At 68.4% G+C, this 18,105-nt stretch carries 17 protein-coding genes; 12 read left to right on the top strand and 5 right to left on the bottom strand.

The features are described from left to right. Nucleotides 1-29: 29 nt before the first annotated feature. On the bottom strand, nt 30-197 hold the full coding sequence (locus tag HNS34_RS11910) for a hypothetical protein (protein ID WP_172320296.1): 168 nt from the start codon (nt 195-197) through the stop codon (nt 30-32). Between the two features lie 125 nt (nt 198-322). On the opposite strand from HNS34_RS11910, the gene HNS34_RS11905 reads away from it, so the two are divergent. After that, nucleotides 323-1,195, top strand: a complete 873-nt coding sequence (locus tag HNS34_RS11905) for a LysR family transcriptional regulator (RefSeq protein WP_172320295.1) — start codon at nt 323-325, stop codon at nt 1,193-1,195. 93 nt (nt 1,196-1,288) lie between these two features. Then, nucleotides 1,289-2,344 carry a PAS domain-containing sensor histidine kinase gene (locus tag HNS34_RS11900; protein ID WP_172320294.1) on the top strand — a complete coding sequence of 352 codons (1,056 nt, stop codon included), beginning with the start codon at nt 1,289-1,291 and terminating at the stop codon, nt 2,342-2,344. Nucleotides 2,345-2,348: 4 nt separating this feature from the next. Here the strand turns inward: HNS34_RS11900 and HNS34_RS11895 are convergent, their stop codons facing one another. Together HNS34_RS11895 and HNS34_RS11890 are read right to left on the bottom strand one after the other, a co-directional pair. Continuing rightward, nucleotides 2,349-2,828, bottom strand: a complete 480-nt coding sequence (locus tag HNS34_RS11895) for a hypothetical protein (protein ID WP_172320293.1) — start codon at nt 2,826-2,828, stop codon at nt 2,349-2,351. Then, nucleotides 2,825-3,382 carry an ActR/PrrA/RegA family redox response regulator transcription factor gene (locus tag HNS34_RS11890; protein WP_172320292.1) on the bottom strand — a complete coding sequence of 186 codons (558 nt, stop codon included), beginning with the start codon at nt 3,380-3,382 and terminating at the stop codon, nt 2,825-2,827. The genes HNS34_RS11895 and HNS34_RS11890 overlap by 4 nt, the downstream gene beginning before the upstream one ends. Nucleotides 3,383-3,622: 240 nt before the next feature. Here HNS34_RS11890 and HNS34_RS11885 point away from each other — a divergent pair, with 240 nt between their 5' ends. After that, on the top strand, nt 3,623-4,216 hold the full coding sequence (locus HNS34_RS11885; RefSeq protein ID WP_172320291.1) for an NAD(P)H-dependent oxidoreductase: 594 nt from the start codon (nt 3,623-3,625) through the stop codon (nt 4,214-4,216). Between the two features lie 76 nt (nt 4,217-4,292). Here HNS34_RS11885 and HNS34_RS11880 read toward each other — a convergent pair whose 3' ends face one another. Then, nucleotides 4,293-4,901, bottom strand: coding sequence for a helix-turn-helix transcriptional regulator (locus HNS34_RS11880; RefSeq protein WP_172320290.1), 609 nt, complete (start codon nt 4,899-4,901; stop codon nt 4,293-4,295). Nucleotides 4,902-4,915: 14 nt separating this feature from the next. On the opposite strand from HNS34_RS11880, the gene HNS34_RS11875 reads away from it, so the two are divergent. Next, entirely contained in the window at nt 4,916-5,395 is a 480-nt protein-coding gene (locus HNS34_RS11875) for an SRPBCC domain-containing protein (protein WP_172320289.1), read from the top strand. Next, nucleotides 5,392-5,814, top strand: a complete 423-nt coding sequence (locus tag HNS34_RS11870) for a DUF6855 family protein (protein WP_172320288.1) — start codon at nt 5,392-5,394, stop codon at nt 5,812-5,814. The genes HNS34_RS11875 and HNS34_RS11870 overlap by 4 nt, the downstream gene beginning before the upstream one ends. Before the next feature lie 26 nt (nt 5,815-5,840). Here the strand turns inward: HNS34_RS11870 and HNS34_RS11865 are convergent, their stop codons facing one another. Next, on the bottom strand, nt 5,841-6,476 hold the full coding sequence (locus tag HNS34_RS11865; RefSeq protein WP_172320287.1) for an SCO family protein: 636 nt from the start codon (nt 6,474-6,476) through the stop codon (nt 5,841-5,843). A gap of 104 nt (nt 6,477-6,580) precedes the next feature. Here HNS34_RS11865 and regB point away from each other — a divergent pair, with 104 nt between their 5' ends. From regB to addA, 7 genes are read left to right on the top strand one after another with little or no spacing between them, the layout of a single operon-like run. Continuing rightward, the gene (regB, locus tag HNS34_RS11860) at nt 6,581-7,984 is read left to right on the top strand and encodes a sensor histidine kinase RegB (protein ID WP_172320286.1); all 1,404 of its coding nucleotides are present in this window, start codon (nt 6,581-6,583) and stop codon (nt 7,982-7,984) included. A 57-nt stretch (nt 7,985-8,041) separates the two neighbouring features. Continuing rightward, complete coding sequence (locus tag HNS34_RS11855) at nt 8,042-9,625, top strand: PAS-domain containing protein (RefSeq protein WP_172320285.1); 1,584 nt, start codon at nt 8,042-8,044, stop codon at nt 9,623-9,625. Nucleotides 9,626-9,674: 49 nt separating this feature from the next. Continuing rightward, nucleotides 9,675-10,163 carry a tRNA (adenosine(37)-N6)-threonylcarbamoyltransferase complex ATPase subunit type 1 TsaE gene (gene tsaE, locus HNS34_RS11850; RefSeq protein ID WP_172320284.1) on the top strand — a complete coding sequence of 163 codons (489 nt, stop codon included), beginning with the start codon at nt 9,675-9,677 and terminating at the stop codon, nt 10,161-10,163. Next, nucleotides 10,160-11,065 carry an aminoglycoside phosphotransferase family protein gene (locus tag HNS34_RS11845; protein ID WP_172320283.1) on the top strand — a complete coding sequence of 302 codons (906 nt, stop codon included), beginning with the start codon at nt 10,160-10,162 and terminating at the stop codon, nt 11,063-11,065. The genes tsaE and HNS34_RS11845 overlap by 4 nt, the downstream gene beginning before the upstream one ends. Beyond that, nucleotides 11,062-11,748, top strand: coding sequence for a nucleotidyltransferase family protein (locus HNS34_RS11840; RefSeq protein WP_235952705.1), 687 nt, complete (start codon nt 11,062-11,064; stop codon nt 11,746-11,748). Before HNS34_RS11845 ends, HNS34_RS11840 begins: the two co-directional genes overlap by 4 nt. Then, the gene (addB, locus tag HNS34_RS11835; RefSeq protein ID WP_172320282.1) at nt 11,741-14,683 is read left to right on the top strand and encodes a double-strand break repair protein AddB; all 2,943 of its coding nucleotides are present in this window, start codon (nt 11,741-11,743) and stop codon (nt 14,681-14,683) included. Before HNS34_RS11840 ends, addB begins: the two co-directional genes overlap by 8 nt. Further along, a complete protein-coding gene (addA, locus tag HNS34_RS11830; RefSeq protein ID WP_172320281.1) occupies nt 14,680-18,048 on the top strand; it encodes a double-strand break repair helicase AddA in 3,369 nt (1,122 codons plus the stop codon). Before addB ends, addA begins: the two co-directional genes overlap by 4 nt. The last annotated feature ends 57 nt before the right edge of the window (nt 18,049-18,105 follow it).

Below are 18,105 nucleotides of genomic sequence, written 5' to 3'. Positions count from 1 at the left end.
GTCTTTGCCATTTGCTGAAAGTCTGACTTCTAGCGCAGGCGGCTCTCTTCCAGCGTGGCACGCAGATGGGCGGCACGGTCGCGCGCGGCTTCGCGGCGGTTGATCATGGCCTGCGTCTGGCGGCGCTCTTCCTCGGGGATGTCCCAACCGTTGAGGCGGGACGCGGTGGTGAAGCTGCGGGAGAAGATCGAGAACATGGGGGTGGTCCTTTCCGGTTGGCTGATACATTCCAGATAGGTGACTTGCGCCGCCGGGGCGACTCAGCAATAAATTCCATATGTAAGCTGAGGTAACAGATATGGATTGGCGGGATATTCCTTCATTGTCCGCCCTGCGCGCCTTCGAGGCGGCGGCGCGGTTGGAAAGCTTTTCGGGTGCGGCGCGGGCGCTCAATGTGACCCATGCCGCGATTGCGCAGCATGTGCGCGCGCTGGAGGATGAGTTCGGCGAGACCCTGATGGAGCGGCAGGGGCGCAACATGGTGCCGACGCCCGCGGGCCGCCGGTTCGCGCATGACCTGGAGGCCGGATTCTCGGAGATCGCGGCGGGGGTAAGGGCGCTGAGGCAATCGCGCGGCGAGGGGCCGATCTCGCTGACCACGACGGTGACATTCGCGGAAAACTGGCTGATGCCGCGGATCGCGCGGTTCTGGGTCGAACGGCCCGATATTCCCATCACCATCGCCGCCGACAACCGGGTGCATGATCTGCGCCGCGAGGGGCATGACCTGGCGATCCGCTACGGGCGCGGCGACTGGCCGGGGCTGGAGGTGACGCTGCTGACGCCCGCCGACACCGTGATCGTGGCACACCCGGAGGTGGCCGCGCGCCTGCCCGAGGGCTATGACCCCGCCGACCCGGAGGCCCCCGCGATCCTGGCGCGGATGCCCTGGCTGATCGACCGCTCCTATGGCGAGGTCGACAGCTGGCTGGTCGACAAGGGGCTGGACGCGGACGCGCTGCGCCGGACGGAGCTGGAGGGCAACAACCTGGTGCTGGCGGCCAGCCGCGCGGGCGCGGGCGTGTCGATGCACCCGCGCGCGGTGGTGGAACGCGACCTGAAGGCGGGCAACCTGGTGGTGCTGTGGGACGAGGTCGATGACAACCGGGGCCTGGGCTATTACATCGTCACCCCGCGCGGGGCGGATGCGGCCAAGGTCAAGGTGTTCCTGGACTGGCTGGGCACCCAGGATTGAGACGCGCGCGGATCTGCCAAATGCTTGCCATGGCGCGCGGATTTGGGAATACTGCCCGCGTATTGTAAGGACGGTATTGCAGGGGAAGGTTCGTTGTCAGCGCACGAGACAACGCACAGCCGCACCTGGCGGGTGTCGCCCGATTTGCTGGGCATCGTCGATCAGGCGGGGGTTTTCGTGGAAACCAACCCGGCCTGGCAGACCGTCCTCGGCTGGTCCGAGGCGGAGATTCGCAGCATGGTGTTCTCGGATTTCCTGCATCCCGATGATCTGGACCGGACGCGCGCCATCTTCGACAGCCTGAAGGCCGGCAATCCCGCGCTGCATTTCGAGAACCGGTATCGCTGCAAGCAGGGCGGCTATCGCTGGCTGTCCTGGGTCGCGGTGCCCGAGGGCGACATCTTCGTATGCAGCGCGCGCGACATCACCCGCGACAAGGAGCGGGCGCGGCGGCTGAAATCGAGCGAGGACGAGGCGCGGCTGCGCGAGCAGTTCGTCGCGATCCTGAGCCATGACCTGCGCAACCCGCTGGCCTCGATCGGCTCGGCGGTGCGCATCGCGGCGCGCGAGCCGCAGAGCGACAAGGCCGCGCAGATGCTGGCCTCGATCGGGGCCAGTGCGACCCGCATGGCGCAACTGATCGACGTGACGATGGATTTCGCCCGCGCCAGCCTGGGCGGCGGCATCCCGGTGGATATGACGCCCGTCGATGATCTGAAGGACCGGTTCGAGCGCGTGATAGACGAGATCCGCCTGGCCCATCCGGGCCGCGATATCACGCTGGATTATCGCCATGAGGGCGCGGTGACCTGCGATCCGGATCGTCTGGACCAGCTGTTGTCCAACCTGGTGGCGAACGCGGTCACGCATGGGTCGCGCAACAGGCCGATCGTGGTCGGGGCAGGGGCCGTGGATGGCGATTTTGAACTGACGGTGGCGAATGAGGGCAAGCCGATACCGGAGGAGATCCGCGCCCACCTGTTCGAGCCGTTCAACCGCGCGACGCGCAGCGAGTCGTTGCAGGGGCTTGGGCTGGGCCTCTATATCGCCGCCGAAATCGCGCGGGCGCATGACGGCGAGATCAGTGCCGCATCGGATGCGGCAAGGACGGTCTTTCGGCTGCGGATCCCGGTGACGCCGGAGGGGTAAGCCCTCAGCGGAAGAAACAGGTGGTCCCGGACCACAGCGTGGTGACGCGGCCCGCATCCTCGACCAGGCCGAAGACGCCGGTTTGCGAGAATTCCCGCCCGAGCGAGGTGGATTGCAGCGGCAGGTCCGGCGGCATCTGCCCCACCTGCAAGCCGCCCGCGACGGGTTGGCCGGGGGCATCGACGACCCAGCCACGGAAATCGCCCTCCTGGAAATTCAGCGTGAGGCCACCGGGCCAACTGGCCGCGCGCACCGGGCCCGCGCCACATTCGGGTTGGGTCACGATCCGGGACGGGTCGGACCCCAGAAGCCGCGACACGGTGGCGATGACGCCGGGTTCGGCGCGGCCGAAATCTATCCGCAGGTCGGTGCCCGCCGGTTGCAGGCCACGCGCATCCGGCGTCAGGCCGACTGATTGCGGGATCGGGCCGCCGGGTGCCGTGGTGCAGGCGGCGAGCGCCAGGACCAGTGCCAGCGCCCTCATCGCGGGCTGCGCTTGGCGAGGATGCGTTGCAGGGTGCGCCGGTGCATGTTGAGGCGGCGCGCGGTCTCGCTCACGTTGCGGTCGCAAAGCTCATAGACGCGCTGGATATGCTCCCACCGGACGCGATCGGCCGACATCGGGTTCTCGGGCGGCGGCGGCATTTCCTGCGGCTCGGCCAGAAGGGCCGCGGTGACGTCATTGGCGTCGGCGGGTTTCGACAGGTAATCCGTGGCGCCGATCTTGACGGCGGCGACGGCGGTGGCAATGGCCCCATAGCCGGTCAGCACCACGATGCGGGCGTCGGGGCGTTTTTCGCGCAGCACCTCGACCACGTCGAGCCCGTTGCCATCCTCGAGCCGCAGGTCGATCACCGCATAGGCGGGCGGACGGGCGGTGGCGATGGCCTTGCCCGCGGCGACGGAGCCTGCCGCCTCGACCTCGAAGCCGCGCTTTTCCATGGCGCGTTCCAGGCGACGCAGGAAGGGCTCGTCATCATCGACCAGAAGCAGGGACTTGTCGGGGCCGATATCCCTCAGACTGCGTTCAGATGCCATATGCGTTCCCTCTCGCGGTGCGTTTCACCTACTTAGACGGGTTGCGCGGGCGAGGTCAATTCGGGGCGGGGCGGCGCTCGGTAGACCGCGCGCAGGTGCGGCCCGTGGGCGGGGCCGCCGCGCGCTGTGGGGATGCGCACAGGCGCTGTTCGGTTCGGCTCCTTTGACGGGCCGGTGCGGGGGCCTATTTCCCAGTGCATGGGACATCCATCCGACGCTACAGAAAAAGGGAGCGACCCGATGAGCACGCCAAAGATCGCGATCATCTTCTACACAACCTATGGCACCAATCACGCCATGGCGCTGGAGGCGCAAAAGGCCGCCGAGGCGGCGGGCGCCGAGGTGCGCCTGCGCCGCTTCGCCGAAACCGCCCCCGACGAGGTCGTGCAGGGCCAGGAGGCCTGGGCCGCGCAGCTGGACAAGATGCAGGACATCCAAGAGGTTTCCCATGACGACATGGTCTGGGCCGACGGATATTTCATCTCGGCCCCCACCCGCTATGGCAACATGCCAAGCCAGGTGCGCGCCTTCATCGACACGCTGGGCGGGCTCTGGCAGGAGGGCAAGCTGGTGAACAAGACCATCAGCGCCACGACCAGCGCGCAGACCCTGCATGGCGGGCACGAAACGACGCTGTGGTCCCTCTATGTGAGCGCGATGCACTGGGGCTGCATCATCGTGCCGCCGGGCTATGCCGATCCGCTGAAATTCGAGGATGGCGGCAACCCCTACGGCTATTCGACTCCGGCCGGCGGGTTCGACGAGACCGGCAAGCGCTCGGTGGCCTTCCAGGCGCAGCGGCTGGTCGAGGTGACGGCGAAACTGGCGGGCTGAGCGGGGACGCGCTCGGTCGACCGAGCGCGTGTGCGGCCCGAGGGCGGGCCGCCGCTCGCCCCGGGGGGGGCGCCGATCAGAATTGCAGCGCGGAGACATTGACCCGCCCCCAATCGGACAGCGGCACCCAATGGTCCACCCGTCCATCGCGGACGGCCCAATCCGCGCCGTCGAGTCGCATCGCCGTTGGATGGATCGCGATCTCACCCAATGTCGAAAACCGCAGCCTGACCTTCAGCCGGTTCCGCACCGCGTGCGCCATCGCCTTGATGCGGGGGTCGTGTTGCCTCCCGTCACCGGTTACCGTGAACGTCTCCGACATTCTTTTCGCCGCAGCCCTCGACTTGTCCGGCAGGCTTTCGACAAGCTTTGCGCGCGCCCGCCGCGCCGCGTCCTCGGCGCCAAGGGCAGAGACCAGGGGACTGGGCGCGGCCAGGATAAGACCAAGCGCCTCGGCCTCGTCCTGCGCGAGACCCGTCAATCGCGTTCGGTAGTTGAAGCCAAGCTCGATGCCGCCCTGGTTCCCCTGATACACGATGATCGGCAGGCCGGCCTCCGTCATCGCATCGACATCGCGCAGGATCGTTCGGCTGGACACTTCCAGTTCAGACGCAAGTTGTGCCGATGTCAGGCGGCCCCGGTTCTGGAGGAGGAGCAGGAGTTGCAGCAATCTGGCGGCGCGCATCGAATGTCTCGAACATGACAGGAGATGTCATATTACTCCGGTTAGATGTGTTTTCGTCAACAGGGGGGGTGAGCGTGAAGACATACGAGACAACGATTCGGATCGACGCACCGCGCGAGAGCGTCTGGCGCGTGCTGACGCAAGAGGTTCCACGCGACCCCGCACCGTTCGGCATTCTCAGGCTGGAGGGCGAGATTCGGCCCGGGGCGCGCTTGATGCTCTGGTCGGAGGTGGCCCCCGACAGGGCATTCGCGCTGACCGTCACCGAATTCGATGCCCCCGGACGGATGGTGTGGCGCGGTGGGATGCCGCTCGGGCTTTTCACCGGCACGCGGTCCTTCGATCTGTCGCCAATGACGGGCGGGACGCAATTTGCCATGCGGGAGGTCTTTTCCGGGCCCTTGTCCCCTCTTATCGCGAAATCCATCCCCGATCTGACGCCCAGTTTCGAAAAGTTCTCCCAAACACTTAAGGAAAAGGCGGAATCGCAATGAATGATGTAACCTACGGATCGGGCACTGCGGAAGACCCCTGGATTCTGAAGACGCCACCGCAGACGTCGGAATTTCAGGTCTGGAAAGTCGAGGACCAGGATCCCCCGGCATTGGTGGTGCAAGTGGGCAAGACACGATTGTCCTATCAGGTCCGGGCATTGCAGGACGCGCATGGGATGCTGAAGGAGCATGGCGATTGGATGCCCCTGGGAAATGCGGATGAGGGCAAACCGGTGACCGAGGGGACGTTGGAAGCCTGGGCGCGATCCCCCGACAACCCGGTCGGGGGCTATTACGGTCTGCGCAAGGGCTACCGGGGGAGATTTGCGAACTATGTCGCACCGACCATGGAGCTTCTGGGTTTGGTCGAGCTTGAGCACAATGCGCGCAACAACCGGATCAGGGCCATCGGACCGTGAGCCGGACCAAGGGCCGTGCTGTTCGCCTATGAGGCCGCGTCGATGAAACAGGCGATGCGGTCGGCCATCTCCTCGGGGCTGGTGTCGCGGCGGAAGAATTCCACGAAGCCGTGTTCGGGCAGCACCAGGTAGGAGAAGGTCGAGTGATCGACGAGGTAGAATTCGTCCCCCTCGGCGTCATGGCGGTTGTAATAGGTGCGGTAGGCGCGCGAGGCGGCGGCGACCTGCGCCTCCGACCCCGTCAGCCCGATCATGCGCGGGTGCATGTTGTCGGTGAACTCGGCCACGCGGGCCACGTCGTCGCGGGCGGGGTCCACGGTGACGAAGACCGGCGTGATCATCCGGCCGCGCTCCTCCAGGATTTCCGTCGCGATGGCGTTGCGCGAGACGTCGAGCGGGCAGATATCGGGGCAGAAGGTGTAGCCGAAATAGATCAGCACCGGCTCGGTGATCACCTCTGCCTCGGTCACCGTCTCGCCGGTTTCCGAGACCAGTTCGAACGGCCCGCCGATATCGCCCGCCCCGCCCGCCACGCGGGTGGCGCGGCACTGCGCGAAAGGATCGTCGCGGCCATTGAGATTGCCCCACAGGATATGGGCCCCGATCCCCCCGATGAGGGCGGCGATGAGGGCGAGGGCGCTGATCGCGTAAAGACGGGACATCGGACAGACTTTCGGGCGGATGGGCTGCGCACCGTTGATCCCCCATATTTCCCCGGCTATCAATTCACGTCTGGTATTCCGCGACAAAAAGGCCCCATCCGCGCATGGCCCTCCTGACCGAGTCTTCCCCGCCGCCGGTGACGCAGGATCTGCGCAACGGCTGGGTGCGGCTGCGGACGCTTCTGATGCTGCGCTGGCTGGCGATCCTGGGCCAGACCGTCACCGTGGTGGTGGCCAGTTTCTTCCTGGGGCTGCGGATCGAGCTGGGCCTGTGTTTCCTGGCCATCGGCGCCTCGGTCCTGTCGAACATGATCGCGATGACGGTGTTTCCGCCAAGCCAGCGGCTGCGCGATGTCGATGCCATGCTGACGCTGATCTTCGACATGACGCAGCTGTCTTTCCTGCTGTTCCTGACCGGCGGGCTGAACAACCCCTTCGCGCTTCTGATCCTGGCCCCGGTGACGATCTCGGCCACCGCGCTGACGCTGCGTTCGACCGTGATCCTGGGCGTCATGTCGGTGGCGATGATCACGCTGGTGGCGTTCTACCACATCCCGCTCAGGCAGATGGATGGCACCGTGCTGGCGCAGCCGCGCCAGATCCTGCTGGGGTTCTGGATCTCGATCGTGATCGGGATCGTCTTCCTGTCGGTCTATGCCCGTCGCGTGGCGCAGGAGGTGCAGACCATGAACGAGGCGCTTCTGGCGACGCAGGAGGCGCTGGCGCGCGAACAGAAGCTGACCGATCTGGGGGGCGCCGTGGCCGCCGCCGCGCATGAGCTGGGCACGCCGCTGGCCACGATCAAGCTGGTCTCGACCGAACTGGCCGAGGAACTGGAGGGCAACCCCGAACTGGCCGAGGATGCCCGCCTGATCCGCCAGCAGGCCGACCGCTGCCGCGACATCCTGCGCGACATGGGGCGGGCCGGGAAGGACGACCTGCACATGCGATCGGCGCCTTTGGGGGCCGTGATGCACGAGGCCGCCGAGCCGCATGAAGATCGCGGCGTCGCGCTGCATTTCGCCTTCGAGCCGGTCGGCGGCGAGGCCGAACAGCCGGTGATCTTCCGCCGCCCCGAGATCATCCACGGGCTGCGCAACCTGGTGCAGAACGCGGTCGATTTCGCGAAATCCGATGTCTGGATCGACGGGGCCTGGGGCGATGGCCAAATCCGCCTGAAGATCGTCGATGATGGCGAGGGCTACCCGACCGACCTGATCGGGCGGCTCGGCGATCCGTTCCTGCGGCGGCGGCGGTCGGGGCGCGAGCAGAGCCGCAGGCCGGGCTATGAGGGGATGGGCCTGGGCCTCTTCATCGCCAAGACGCTGCTGGAGCGCTCGGGCGCGACGGTCAGTTTCCGCAACGCCCGCGATCCCTTCCTGCTGGACGAGGAAAGCGGCGCGCGGCGCGGCGCGATGGTCGAGGTGACCTGGCCCGCCGCCGCGATCCAGATCGGGGACGCCGAGGCAAAGGCGCCACTCGGTGTTAATCGGCGGTTTCCCGCTTAACCCCCCCTTAACCATTTGCCTGTTCAATTCATCTCAATTCGTCACGGGTGGGCCTGAATGCTGTTTTCCGATCCTCTTACGCTGATGTTCCTGGCGGGCACCAGCATCGCCGCGGCGGGGTTCGCCGTCTTTGCCGCCAGTTGGATGGCCTCTGCCTCGGGGCGCGGCCATGTGATGCTGCAAGGCGTCGACCTGCCGCGCGATTACCGGTTCCGCGATGGCTACCTCCTGTCCGACATCGAGGAGGAGGACGCCTTTCTGCACGACCCCGACGACCGGGTCGGCGCGTGGAAGGACCTGGCCGATTGCCTTGCGGGGCTGAACGCGGACGCGGTGGCGCGGATGAACCGGCTGCGCGAACGCGGCGAGGGCTTCGTGCTGATCGGCAAGATCGGCGATGACAGCCTGTCGATCACCGGTCGCCGGGAAGAGGATCAATGCGTGATCTCGGTCTCGGCGCTGGATGCCCGCCGCGCCCGCCGCAGCATCGACCAGGCGGGTCTGGACGCGCTGGAGCATGAGGTTGACCTGCTGCGCACCGCGATGGACCATTGCAGCGCGGTGATGTGGCGCGCGGGGCCGGACGGGCAGATCACCTGGGCCAATGCCGCCTATTACACCTTGCTGGAGGAGGTCGATGACAGCGCCGGCGCGCTGGTCTGGCCGATCAAGCCGATCTTCGACCCGCACACCACGCCTCCACCCGAGGAGGGTCGCGTGCGCCGGTGCTCGCTGGAGATCGCGGGCCAGCCGCTGCCGCGCTGGTTCGACATCTCGATGACCGACCAGGGGGTGGGCGTGTTGTTCACGGCTCGGCCCATCGACCAGCTGGTCGCGGCGGAAACCTCGCTGCGCGAATTCGTGCAGACCCTGTCGCGCACTTTCGCGCATCTGCCCATCGGGCTGGCGATCTTCGACCAGCGGCGCAAGCTGGTGCTGTTCAACCCGGCGCTGGTGACGCTGTCCACCCTCTCGACCGAATGGCTGTCGACGCGGCCCGACCTGTTTTCCTTCCTCGACCAGCTGCGCGAACACCAGCGCATGCCGGAGCCCAAGAATTACCACGCATGGCGCGCGGAGCTGGCCGAGCTGGAACAGGCCGCGCGCGATGGCACCTACCAGGACATGTGGACCCTGCCCACGGGCCAGACCTACCGCGTGATCGGGCGGCCCCATGCCGATGGCGCGGTGGCCTTCATGTTCCAGGACATCACCTCGGAAGTGTCGCTGACACGCCAGTTCCGCGGCGACCTGGAGACCTACCAAGCGGTCATGGATGAAAGCGAAGAGGCGTTGGCGGTGTTTTCCGCCGATGGCCAGCTGACCCTGCGCAACACCGCCTATGACGCGCTCTGGGGCGCGGCGACGGGCGCAGCCCCGGTCAGCGTCACCGATGCCACCCGCGCCTGGTCCGACCAAAGCGTGCCGACCCCGCTCTGGGGCGAGATCCGCAATTTCGTCGGCGGCTATTCCGATCGCAGCCCGTGGTGCGAGACCCTGACGCTGAGCGATGGACGCATGTTGCGGGCTCGCGTTTCACCGTTGAAGGGTGGCGCGACCCTGGTGGCGTTCGATGCCGTGGAGGCGCAGGATCACCCCGCCCTTGTCGAGGCGCCGGTCAAGGCGGTTTCGGCAGGCTGACCCCTCGCATCCGTTTGCGGCGGCGCGCACCTGCGCTAAAGTCGCCGCCATGAGCGATCCCTCCCCCCTCTTCGATCTTGGCACGATGCGCCTGCCCGATGCCGATGCGACCAGCGCCCTTGCCCTGCGTCTGGCCCCGCTTCTGGGACCGGGCGATTGCCTCTGCCTGATGGGCGATCTGGGCGCGGGCAAGACCCATTTCGCGCGGGCGGTAATCCAGGCGCGGTTGACGGAGCCCGAGGATGTGCCCTCGCCCACCTTCACGCTGGTGCAGACCTATCAGGCGGGCGGGCTGGAGATCTGGCACAGCGACCTCTACCGGCTGAGCGATGCGCAGGAGATGGACGAGTTGGGCCTGACCGAGGCGTTCGAGACCGCGCTCTGCCTCATCGAATGGCCCGACCGGTTCGCGGATGAGATGCCCGAGGCGGCGCTCTGGCTGCATTTCACGATGGCGGGCGAGGGGCGCGTGGTCACGCTGCGCAGCGCCCGCCCCGATCCGTGGCAGGCGCGGCTGGCCGGGGTTGTGCCGGGATGAGCGTCGAGGCGTTTCTGGCCCGCGCCGGATGGGGCGATGCGCAGCGGGAGCCTCTGGCGGGCGATGCCTCCACGCGCCGGTATGAGCGATTGCACCGGGGCAGGGACAGCGCGGTCCTGATGATCGCCCCGCCGCAGGAGCGCGCGGCGTTCGACGCGTTTCAGAACATCGCGGGGCGGTTGCGCGCGGCGGGATTGTCCGCGCCGGACGTGCTGGAGGCGTCCCCGGACAGCGGGCTGATGTTGCTGGAAGACCTCGGCGCGGAGACCTTCGCGGATCTGCCGGACGCGCAAGGCCCGAACCGGGTGGCGGTGGATGTGCTGGCGCATCTGGCAACCCGTGGGCCCTGGCCGGTCAATCGCCTGACACCGGACGTGATGGCGCGGATGACCGCGATTGCCCTGCCCGAGGGGGCGGAGGCGGCGCTGGCCGCGATGGAGGCGGAATTTGCCCGTATCTTCACCGATCCCCTGGTGCCGGCCTTGCGCGATTTCCATGCGGAAAACCTGATCTGGCTGCCGGAGCGCGCGGGGCTGGCGCGGGTCGGGCTCTTGGACTTTCAGGACGCGGTTATGGCGCCCCCCGGCTATGACCTGACCTCGCTGACGCATGACGCGCGGCGGGATATGGGCCGGGAGGGGCAGGCGGAGCTGACGGCGCGCTATGCGGGTGCCTTGGGCCTGGGTCACGACCGGTTCGCCACCCAATGCGCGGCTCTCGTGTTCCAGCGCAACCTGCGGATCATGGGCGTCTTCCGGCGTCTGGCGCGGGCGCGCGGCAAGCCCGGATACCTCGCGCATCTGCCACGTGTCTACGGCCATGTGACGGGGGCCCTGAGGCATCCGGAACTATCCGACCTGTCCCGCGCGATGGCCCCGCATCTGGAGGCGATCGCGCCATGAGGGGCTGCATGATCCTGGCGGCAGGCTTCGGCACCCGGATGGGCGCGTTGACAAAAGACCGGCCCAAGCCGCTGATCCCGGTGGCGGGCAAACCCCTGATCGACCACGCGCTGGACCAGGCGCGGGCGGCGGCCGACCGGATCGTGGTCAACGGGCATTACCTGGCGGATCAGATGCGGGCGCATCTGGCGGGCATGGAAGACGTGACGTTTCAGGAGGAGATGCCGGAGATCCTCGATTCCGCCGGTGGTATCCGCGCGGCACTGCCCCTGCTTGGCGGAACGGAGGTCTTCACGCTCAACGCCGATGCGGTCTGGACCGGGGCGCGGGCATTGGGTGAACTGGATGCCGCATGGGACGCGCAGAGGATGGACGCACTCCTGCTGATGCTGCCGCAGCCGCGCGCGGTGGGGCGACAGCCGGGGGGCGATTTCGCCATCGGCGCGCAGGGGCGGCTCAGCTGGGACAAGGCGGGCGCGGTCTATACCGGGGCGCAGATCGTCAAGACCTCGCTTTTCGAGGGCTACAAGCCGGGCCCGTTTTCCCTGCACGCGGTCTGGAACGACGCGCTGGCGCGGGGGCGGCTTTTCGGCACGCTGCACGAGGGCGGATGGGCCGATGTGGGCCACCCGGAGGGCATTGCACTGGCCGAGGAAATGGTGAGACAACAAGGCGATGTTTGACCCACAGGACACCCCCCGAGTCTTTGCCACGCCGATCGGGGTCGATTTCTCGCGCGCCGTGGTGGCAGGAATCGCCGAGCGGATGGCGGGCGCGCCGCCCGAGGCGCTGGCCCGCGTCGAGGTCTATGTGAACACCGCCCGCACGCAGCGCCGGTTGCGCGAGATCTACGCCCAGAGCGGGCCGGGTTTCCTGCCGCGCATCCGGCTGATTACCGACCTCGCGGCGCGCGCGGATATGGCGGGGCTGCCCGCCCCCATCCCCGACCTGCGGCTGCGTCTGGAACTGTCGCAACTGGTCGCGGCGCTGCTCGACCGGCAGCCCCAGCTTGCGCCGCGCTCCTCGCTCTATGGTCTGTCCGATGCGCTGGCCGACCTGATGGCCGAGATGCAGGAGGAGCGGGTGACCCCCGACACCGTCGCGGGCCTGGACGTGGAGGGGCATTCTGATCACTGGCAGCGCGCGCAGGAATTCCTCAGGATCGTCGCGCCCTATTTCGCGGAAGGGGATGACGCGGCGCTGTCCATCGAGGCGCGGCAATCGCGGGTGGCCGACATGCTGGCCGCCGATTGGGCCAAGGCCCCGCCGCAACACCCGGTGATCGTGGCGGGCTCCACCGGGTCGCGCGGGCCGACCGCGCGCTTCATGGCCGCCGTCGCGCATCTGCCGCAGGGCGCGGTGATCCTGCCGGGGCTGGATTACGACCAGCCGGGCGAGGTCTGGGACAAGCTGACCGACGGGCTGAGTGCCGAGGATCATCCGCAGTTCCGCTTCATGAAATTCGCCACTGGCCTGGGGCTGCACCCGCTGGATATTGCCCGCTGGAGCACCGATACCCCGGCGAACCCGCCCCGCAACCGCTTGATTTCGCTGGCCCTGCGTCCCGCCCCTGTCACCGATCAATGGCTTGAGGAAGGTCCGAAGCTGGAGGGGTTGGCGGAGGCCGCTTCGGGCCTGACGCTGATCGAGGCGCCGACCCCGCAGGCCGAGGCCGCGGCGATTGCCTTGCGCCTGCGCCGTGCCGCCGAGGACGGGATCACCGCGGCCCTGATCAGCCCCGATGTGACGCTGACCCGGCAGGTGACGGCGGCGCTGGACCGCTGGGGGATCGAGCCCGACGATTCCAGCGGGTTGCCCCTGTCGCACACCGCGCCGGGGCGGCTCCTGCGCCATGTCGCCGAGGCGCGCGCCACGCGGGTCAGTGCCGAGACGCTGCTGGTGCTCCTGAAACATCCGCTGACCCATGCGGGGCGCGCGGACCGGGGCGAGCATCTCAAGCGCACGCGCGACCTGGAACTGCAGCTCCTGCGCCGCGAGGCCCCGTTTCCGACCCGCGCCGACCTGACGCGATGGGCGGAGAGACGCAAGAACGACGCGGGCGCGGTGGCCTGGGCCATGTGGGTCTCGGATACCGTGCTGGACCTGTTCGCGCCGGAGCAGCAGCCCTTGCAGGCCCATGTCTCGGCGCATCTTGAGGCGGTCGAGCGGCTTTCGGCGGGGCCGGGGGGCGGCGAACCGGCGGAGCTTTGGGAGAAGGAAGAAGGCCGCAAGACCCGCGCGCAGATGCAGGCATTGACGCGCGAGGCCGAGGCGGGCGGCACGCTGACGGCGGGGGAATACCGCGATTTCCTGACCGCGATCCTGGCCGAGGAGGAAGCGCGCGATCCCGTAAGCCCGCATCCCCGCATCATGATCTGGGGCACGCTGGAGGCGCGGGTGCAGGGCGCCGACCTTGTCATCCTGGGCGGGCTCAACGAAGGCTCCTGGCCCTCCGCGCCGGGGGCGGATCCGTGGCTCAACCGCCGGATGCGGGCCGAGGCGGGGCTGCGCCTGCCGGATCGGGTGATCGGGCTGGCGGCGCATGATTTCCAGCAATCGGTGGGCGGGGCGGAGGTCTGGCTGAGCCGCGCGCGCCGTGATGCCGAGACGGAAACGGTGCCGTCGCGCTGGCTCAACCGGATCACCAACCTGATGGAGGGGGCGAGCGACGAGAGCCGGACGGCGCTGGAGGGGATGCGCGAACGCGGCGCGGACTGGGTGGCGATGGCAATGCGGCTGGATGAGCCGGTCGAGACGGTGCCCGCCGCCAAGCGTCCCGCGCCCTGCCCGCCGGTGGGTCAGCGGCCAAACCAGCTCAGCGTGACCGATATCGAAAAGCTCATCCGCGACCCCTACGCGATCTATGCCCGCAAGGTGCTGGACCTCCACGCGCTGAACCCGCTGCGCCAGATGCCCGATGCGCCGCTGCGCGGCACGATCCTGCACGACATCCTGCGCCGCTTTACCGAGGTCACGATGGAGGGCCTGCCCGAGGACGCCGAGGCGCTCCTCCTGCGGATCACCGAGGAGATGCTGGAGGACGGCGCGCCCTGGCCCGCCGCGCGGCGCATCTGGCTCGCGCGCATCGCCCGCGTCGCGCCCTGGTTCATCGAGACGGAACGCGCGCGGCGCGCATTGGGCCAGCCGGTGCTGCTGGAGGAGAAGCGCCAGACCCGGTTCGAGGCGCTGGATTTCACCCTGACCGCGAAGCCCGACCGGGTGGATGTGACACCGGATGGCCGCGTGATCCTCTATGATTACAAGACCGGCGGCGTGCCCACGACCGAGCAGGAGGCGCATTACAACAAGCAGCTCTGGCTCGAGGCGCTGATGGCGCGCGACGGCGCGTTCGGCGATCATCGTGACGTGGCCCGGATCAGCTATATCGGGCTTGGCAGCGGCGGCAAGATCACCGAGGCCGAGGTGTCAACGGCTGAGCTGGACGAGGTCGCGCAGGGCTTCGCGCGGCTGATCACCCATTTCGCGGACCCAGGCAGCGGTTACCCCTCGCGCCGGGCAATGGAAAAGCTGGCCTATTCGGGCGATTTCGACCACCTCGCGCGGCATGGCGAATGGGATGAGACGATGGAACCCGTGAAGGCGAAGGTGGGCGAATGAGGTTCGACGACGCCACGCTTGCCCAGATCGAGGCGGCCGATCCCGGTGCCTCCACCTGGCTTTCGGCCAACGCGGGCAGCGGCAAGACGCGGGTGCTGACGGACCGGGTGGCGCGGCTCCTGCTGCGCGAGGTGCCGCCGGAACGCATCCTGTGCCTGACCTACACCAAGGCCGCCGCCTCCGAGATGCAGAACCGGCTGTTCAGGCGATTGGGCGAATGGGCGATGCTGGCCGAGGGCGAGTTGCGCGGCGCACTCATCGGGCTCGGCGTGCCGCAGGCGGAGGTCACGGAGACGCTGCTGGCGCGTGCAAGAACGCTCTTTGCCCGCGCCATCGAGACGCCGGGCGGGCTGAAGATCCAGACCATCCATTCCTTCTGCGCCGCGATCCTGCGCCGGTTCCCGCTGGAGGCGGGCGTGTCGCCGCGCTTCACGGAGATGGACGAACGCGCGCAGGCGATCCTCTGCGCCGACGTGCTGGACGGGCTGGCCGGTGGCGGCGACGTCGGCGCGGTCGATGCGCTGGCCGAATATCTCTCGGGCGATGACGCAATGCCGTTCCTCAAGGCGCTGCTGGGGTGGCGCGAGGCGATCGGGGCGGGGGCCACGCGCGATGAGGTGTTCGACTGGTTCGGGGTGCCCGCGGGCGAGACAGAGGCGCGCATCGTCGCGGATGTGTTCGAGGGGGGCGAGGGCGACCTGTGCCACGCGGTCAGTGCCTATCTGGACCCGGAAAAGAAGAACCACGCCAGCAATATCGCGCGGTTTCAGCGGGTGACATGGGACGCGCCGGGGCTGGCGGATGTGGAATTGCTGGAGGAGGCGTTCCTGAGCGGCTCGGACACCAGGACACCGGATACCGCCAAGATCGGCAGCTTCCCGACCAAGCCGATCTGGGCGCAGATGGCCGAGCTTACCCCAGACCTTGAGGCGCTGATGGAACGCGTCGAGGCCGCCCGCCCGCGCCGCCGCGCGTTCCAGGCGGCACAGAAAACCGCCGCGCTGCATCGCTTCGCCGCCGGGTTCCTGCCCGCGTTCGAGGCCGCGAAAGCGGCACTTGGCTGGCTCGATTTCGACGATCTGATCCTGCGCACGCGGGCGCTGCTCAGCCGGGGGGGCGTCGCGCAATGGGTGCTCTTCCGGCTCGATGGCGGCATCGACCATATCCTCGTCGACGAGGCGCAGGACACCGCCCCCGCCCAATGGGAGATCATCGCCGATCTGGCGGGCGAGTTTGCGTCAGGGGCCGGCGCGCGAACGGACGTGGCGCGCACGATCTTCGTCGTCGGCGACAAGAAACAGTCGATCTATTCCTTCCAGGGCGCCGATCCCGGCGGGTTCGACCGGATGCGGGAGCATTTCCGGCAGGGCCTGACCGCGTCCGGCGCACCGTTCCAGGATTGCGCGCTCCTGCATTCCTTCCGCTCCGCGCCTCCGGTCCTGGCGCTGGTCGATCGGGTGTTCGAGGGCGAGGGCGGCGCGGGCGTCGGCACGGATGTGGAGCACATCGCCCACAAGGCGACGCTGCCGGGCCGCGTCGACATCTGGCCGCATGTCGAGGAGGTCAAGGCGGGCGCGCCCGCGCAATGGGACGACCCCGTCGACCGGCTCTCGGATGACGACCACAAGGTGATCCTCGCCCGCCGCATCGCGCAGGCCATCGACACGATGCTGACGGATGGCACGCCGATTGTCGTGGAGGGCCAGCGCCGCCCGGTGCGCGCGGGCGATATCCTGATCCTGGTGCAGCGCCGCTCCGACGTGTTTCACGAGATCATCGCGGCGATCAAGGCCAGGGGGCTGCCCATTGCGGGGGCCGATGTGATGCGGCTGGCCGCCGAGCTTGCGGTGAAGGATCTGACGGCCCTCATGGCGTTCCTGGCCACGCCCGAGGATGACCTGTCGCTGGCCGCGATCCTGCGCTCGCCCCTCTTCGGCTGGTCCGAGGCGGGTTTGCACGATCTGGCTCATGGCCGGGGCAGCTACCTCTGGCGCGCCTTGCAGGACCGGCAGGCCGAATTCCCCGAAACGGTGAAAATGCTGGTCGACCTGCGCAACCGGGCCGATTTCCTGCGCCCCTACGACCTGTTGGAACGGGTGCTGATCCGCCATGACGGGCGGCGCAGGCTGCTGGCGCGTCTCGGGGCCGAGGCCGAGGACGGGATCGACGCGATGCTGGCGCAGGCGCTGGCCTATGAGCGGCTGGAAGTGCCGAGCCTGACCGGCTTTGTCGGCTGGCTGCAAACCGATGACGTCAAGATCAAGCGCGACGCCAGCCGCGCGGGCGACCAGATCCGGGTAATGACGGTGCATGGCGCGAAGGGGCTGGAATCGCCCGTGGTGATCCTGCCCGATACCGGCTACCGGCAGGGCGGCGGCAATCACCAGGTGCTGCTGGCGCCCGAGGATGGCCCGGTGATCTGGGCCGGGGCCAAGGCCGACAGCCCCGACCGCCTGCGCCCCCTTTTCGAGGCGCGCGCGGACCGCGAGGCCGAGGAACGCAACCGCCTGCTCTACGTCGCCATGACGCGGGCGGAAAGCTGGCTGATCGTGGCGGCGGCGGGCAAGATCGAGACCAGGGAAAACGGCAGCTGGTTCACCCAGATCCGCGAGGCCGCGCCGCGTGTGGGCGGGCGTGAGCAGCTGTTCTTCGACGCCCCCGGCTGGCGGATCGAGACCGGGGATTGGGGGCGGATCGCCCCTGACAAGGACGCCACGCAGGAGGCCGCGCCGCTGCCCGATTGGGTTCATCTCAGGCCCAGGGCCGAGGCGCGCGACGTCAAGCCGCTCTCGCCCTCTGACCTCGGCGGAGCCAAGGCGCTGCCCGGCGAGGGGCTGGACGAGGAGGAAGCCAAGGCGCGCGGGCGGCGGCTGCATCTGCTGCTGGAGCATCTGCCCGAGATCGCGAAACCCGCCTGGAGCGCTGCCGCACCGGGGATATTGGCGGGCGAGGGCGCGGTCGAGGATGCCGAGGCCGGGGCCCTGCTGCAGGAGGCCGTGGCCTGCCTGACCGCGCCGCACCTGGCCGCGATCTTCGCCGAAGGTGCCCTGGCCGAAGTGTCTCTGACCGCCGACAGCCCCACGCTTGGCCGCAAGCTGGTGGGCCAGATCGACCGGCTGATCCTGTCCGACACGAGGCTCCTCGCCGTCGATTTCAAATCCAACGCAATCTGCCCCTCGGGACCGGAGGAGGTGCCCGAGGGCCTCCTGCGCCAGATGGGGGCCTATGCCGAGATGCTGGCCGCGATCTATCCGGGCAAGACCGTTGACACCGCGATCCTGTGGACCCGCGAGGCGCGGCTGATGCCCCTGCCGTCAGAACTCACCACCCCGGCCCTGACCCGCGCCCGCGACGCGCTTCCTTGACCCGCGCGGCCCGCGTTTCATCTGCGCAGGGGGTGTACGGGGGGTGCATCGGGGGGT

It is taken from the genome of Alterinioella nitratireducens, from assembly GCF_013155465.1.
Taxonomy (GTDB): domain Bacteria; phylum Pseudomonadota; class Alphaproteobacteria; order Rhodobacterales; family Rhodobacteraceae; genus Alterinioella; species Alterinioella nitratireducens.
The sequence above is the reverse complement of the archived record's forward strand: the minus strand, read 5'-3'. Positions and strand labels throughout refer to the sequence as shown.

Excerpts from the sequence above, each read along its gene's own strand:
- HNS34_RS11910 (WP_172320296.1), bottom strand. The coding sequence starts at position 197 with ATGTTCTCGATCTTCTCCCGCAGCTTCACCACCGCGTCCCGCCTCAAC.
- HNS34_RS11895 (WP_172320293.1), bottom strand. The coding sequence starts at position 2,828 with ATGAGGGCGCTGGCACTGGTCCTGGCGCTCGCCGCCTGCACCACGGCA.
- HNS34_RS11890 (WP_172320292.1), bottom strand. The coding sequence starts at position 3,382 with ATGGCATCTGAACGCAGTCTGAGGGATATCGGCCCCGACAAGTCCCTG.
- HNS34_RS11885 (WP_172320291.1), top strand. The coding sequence starts at position 3,623 with ATGAGCACGCCAAAGATCGCGATCATCTTCTACACAACCTATGGCACC.
- HNS34_RS11880 (WP_172320290.1), bottom strand. The coding sequence starts at position 4,901 with ATGCGCGCCGCCAGATTGCTGCAACTCCTGCTCCTCCTCCAGAACCGG.
- HNS34_RS11875 (WP_172320289.1), top strand. The coding sequence starts at position 4,916 with ATGACAGGAGATGTCATATTACTCCGGTTAGATGTGTTTTCGTCAACA.
- HNS34_RS11870 (WP_172320288.1), top strand. The coding sequence starts at position 5,392 with ATGAATGATGTAACCTACGGATCGGGCACTGCGGAAGACCCCTGGATT.
- HNS34_RS11865 (WP_172320287.1), bottom strand. The coding sequence starts at position 6,476 with ATGTCCCGTCTTTACGCGATCAGCGCCCTCGCCCTCATCGCCGCCCTC.
- regB (WP_172320286.1), top strand. The coding sequence starts at position 6,581 with ATGGCCCTCCTGACCGAGTCTTCCCCGCCGCCGGTGACGCAGGATCTG.
- HNS34_RS11855 (WP_172320285.1), top strand. The coding sequence starts at position 8,042 with ATGCTGTTTTCCGATCCTCTTACGCTGATGTTCCTGGCGGGCACCAGC.
- tsaE (WP_172320284.1), top strand. The coding sequence starts at position 9,675 with ATGAGCGATCCCTCCCCCCTCTTCGATCTTGGCACGATGCGCCTGCCC.
- HNS34_RS11845 (WP_172320283.1), top strand. The coding sequence starts at position 10,160 with ATGAGCGTCGAGGCGTTTCTGGCCCGCGCCGGATGGGGCGATGCGCAG.
- HNS34_RS11840 (WP_235952705.1), top strand. The coding sequence starts at position 11,062 with ATGAGGGGCTGCATGATCCTGGCGGCAGGCTTCGGCACCCGGATGGGC.
- addB (WP_172320282.1), top strand. The coding sequence starts at position 11,741 with ATGTTTGACCCACAGGACACCCCCCGAGTCTTTGCCACGCCGATCGGG.
- addA (WP_172320281.1), top strand. The coding sequence starts at position 14,680 with ATGAGGTTCGACGACGCCACGCTTGCCCAGATCGAGGCGGCCGATCCC.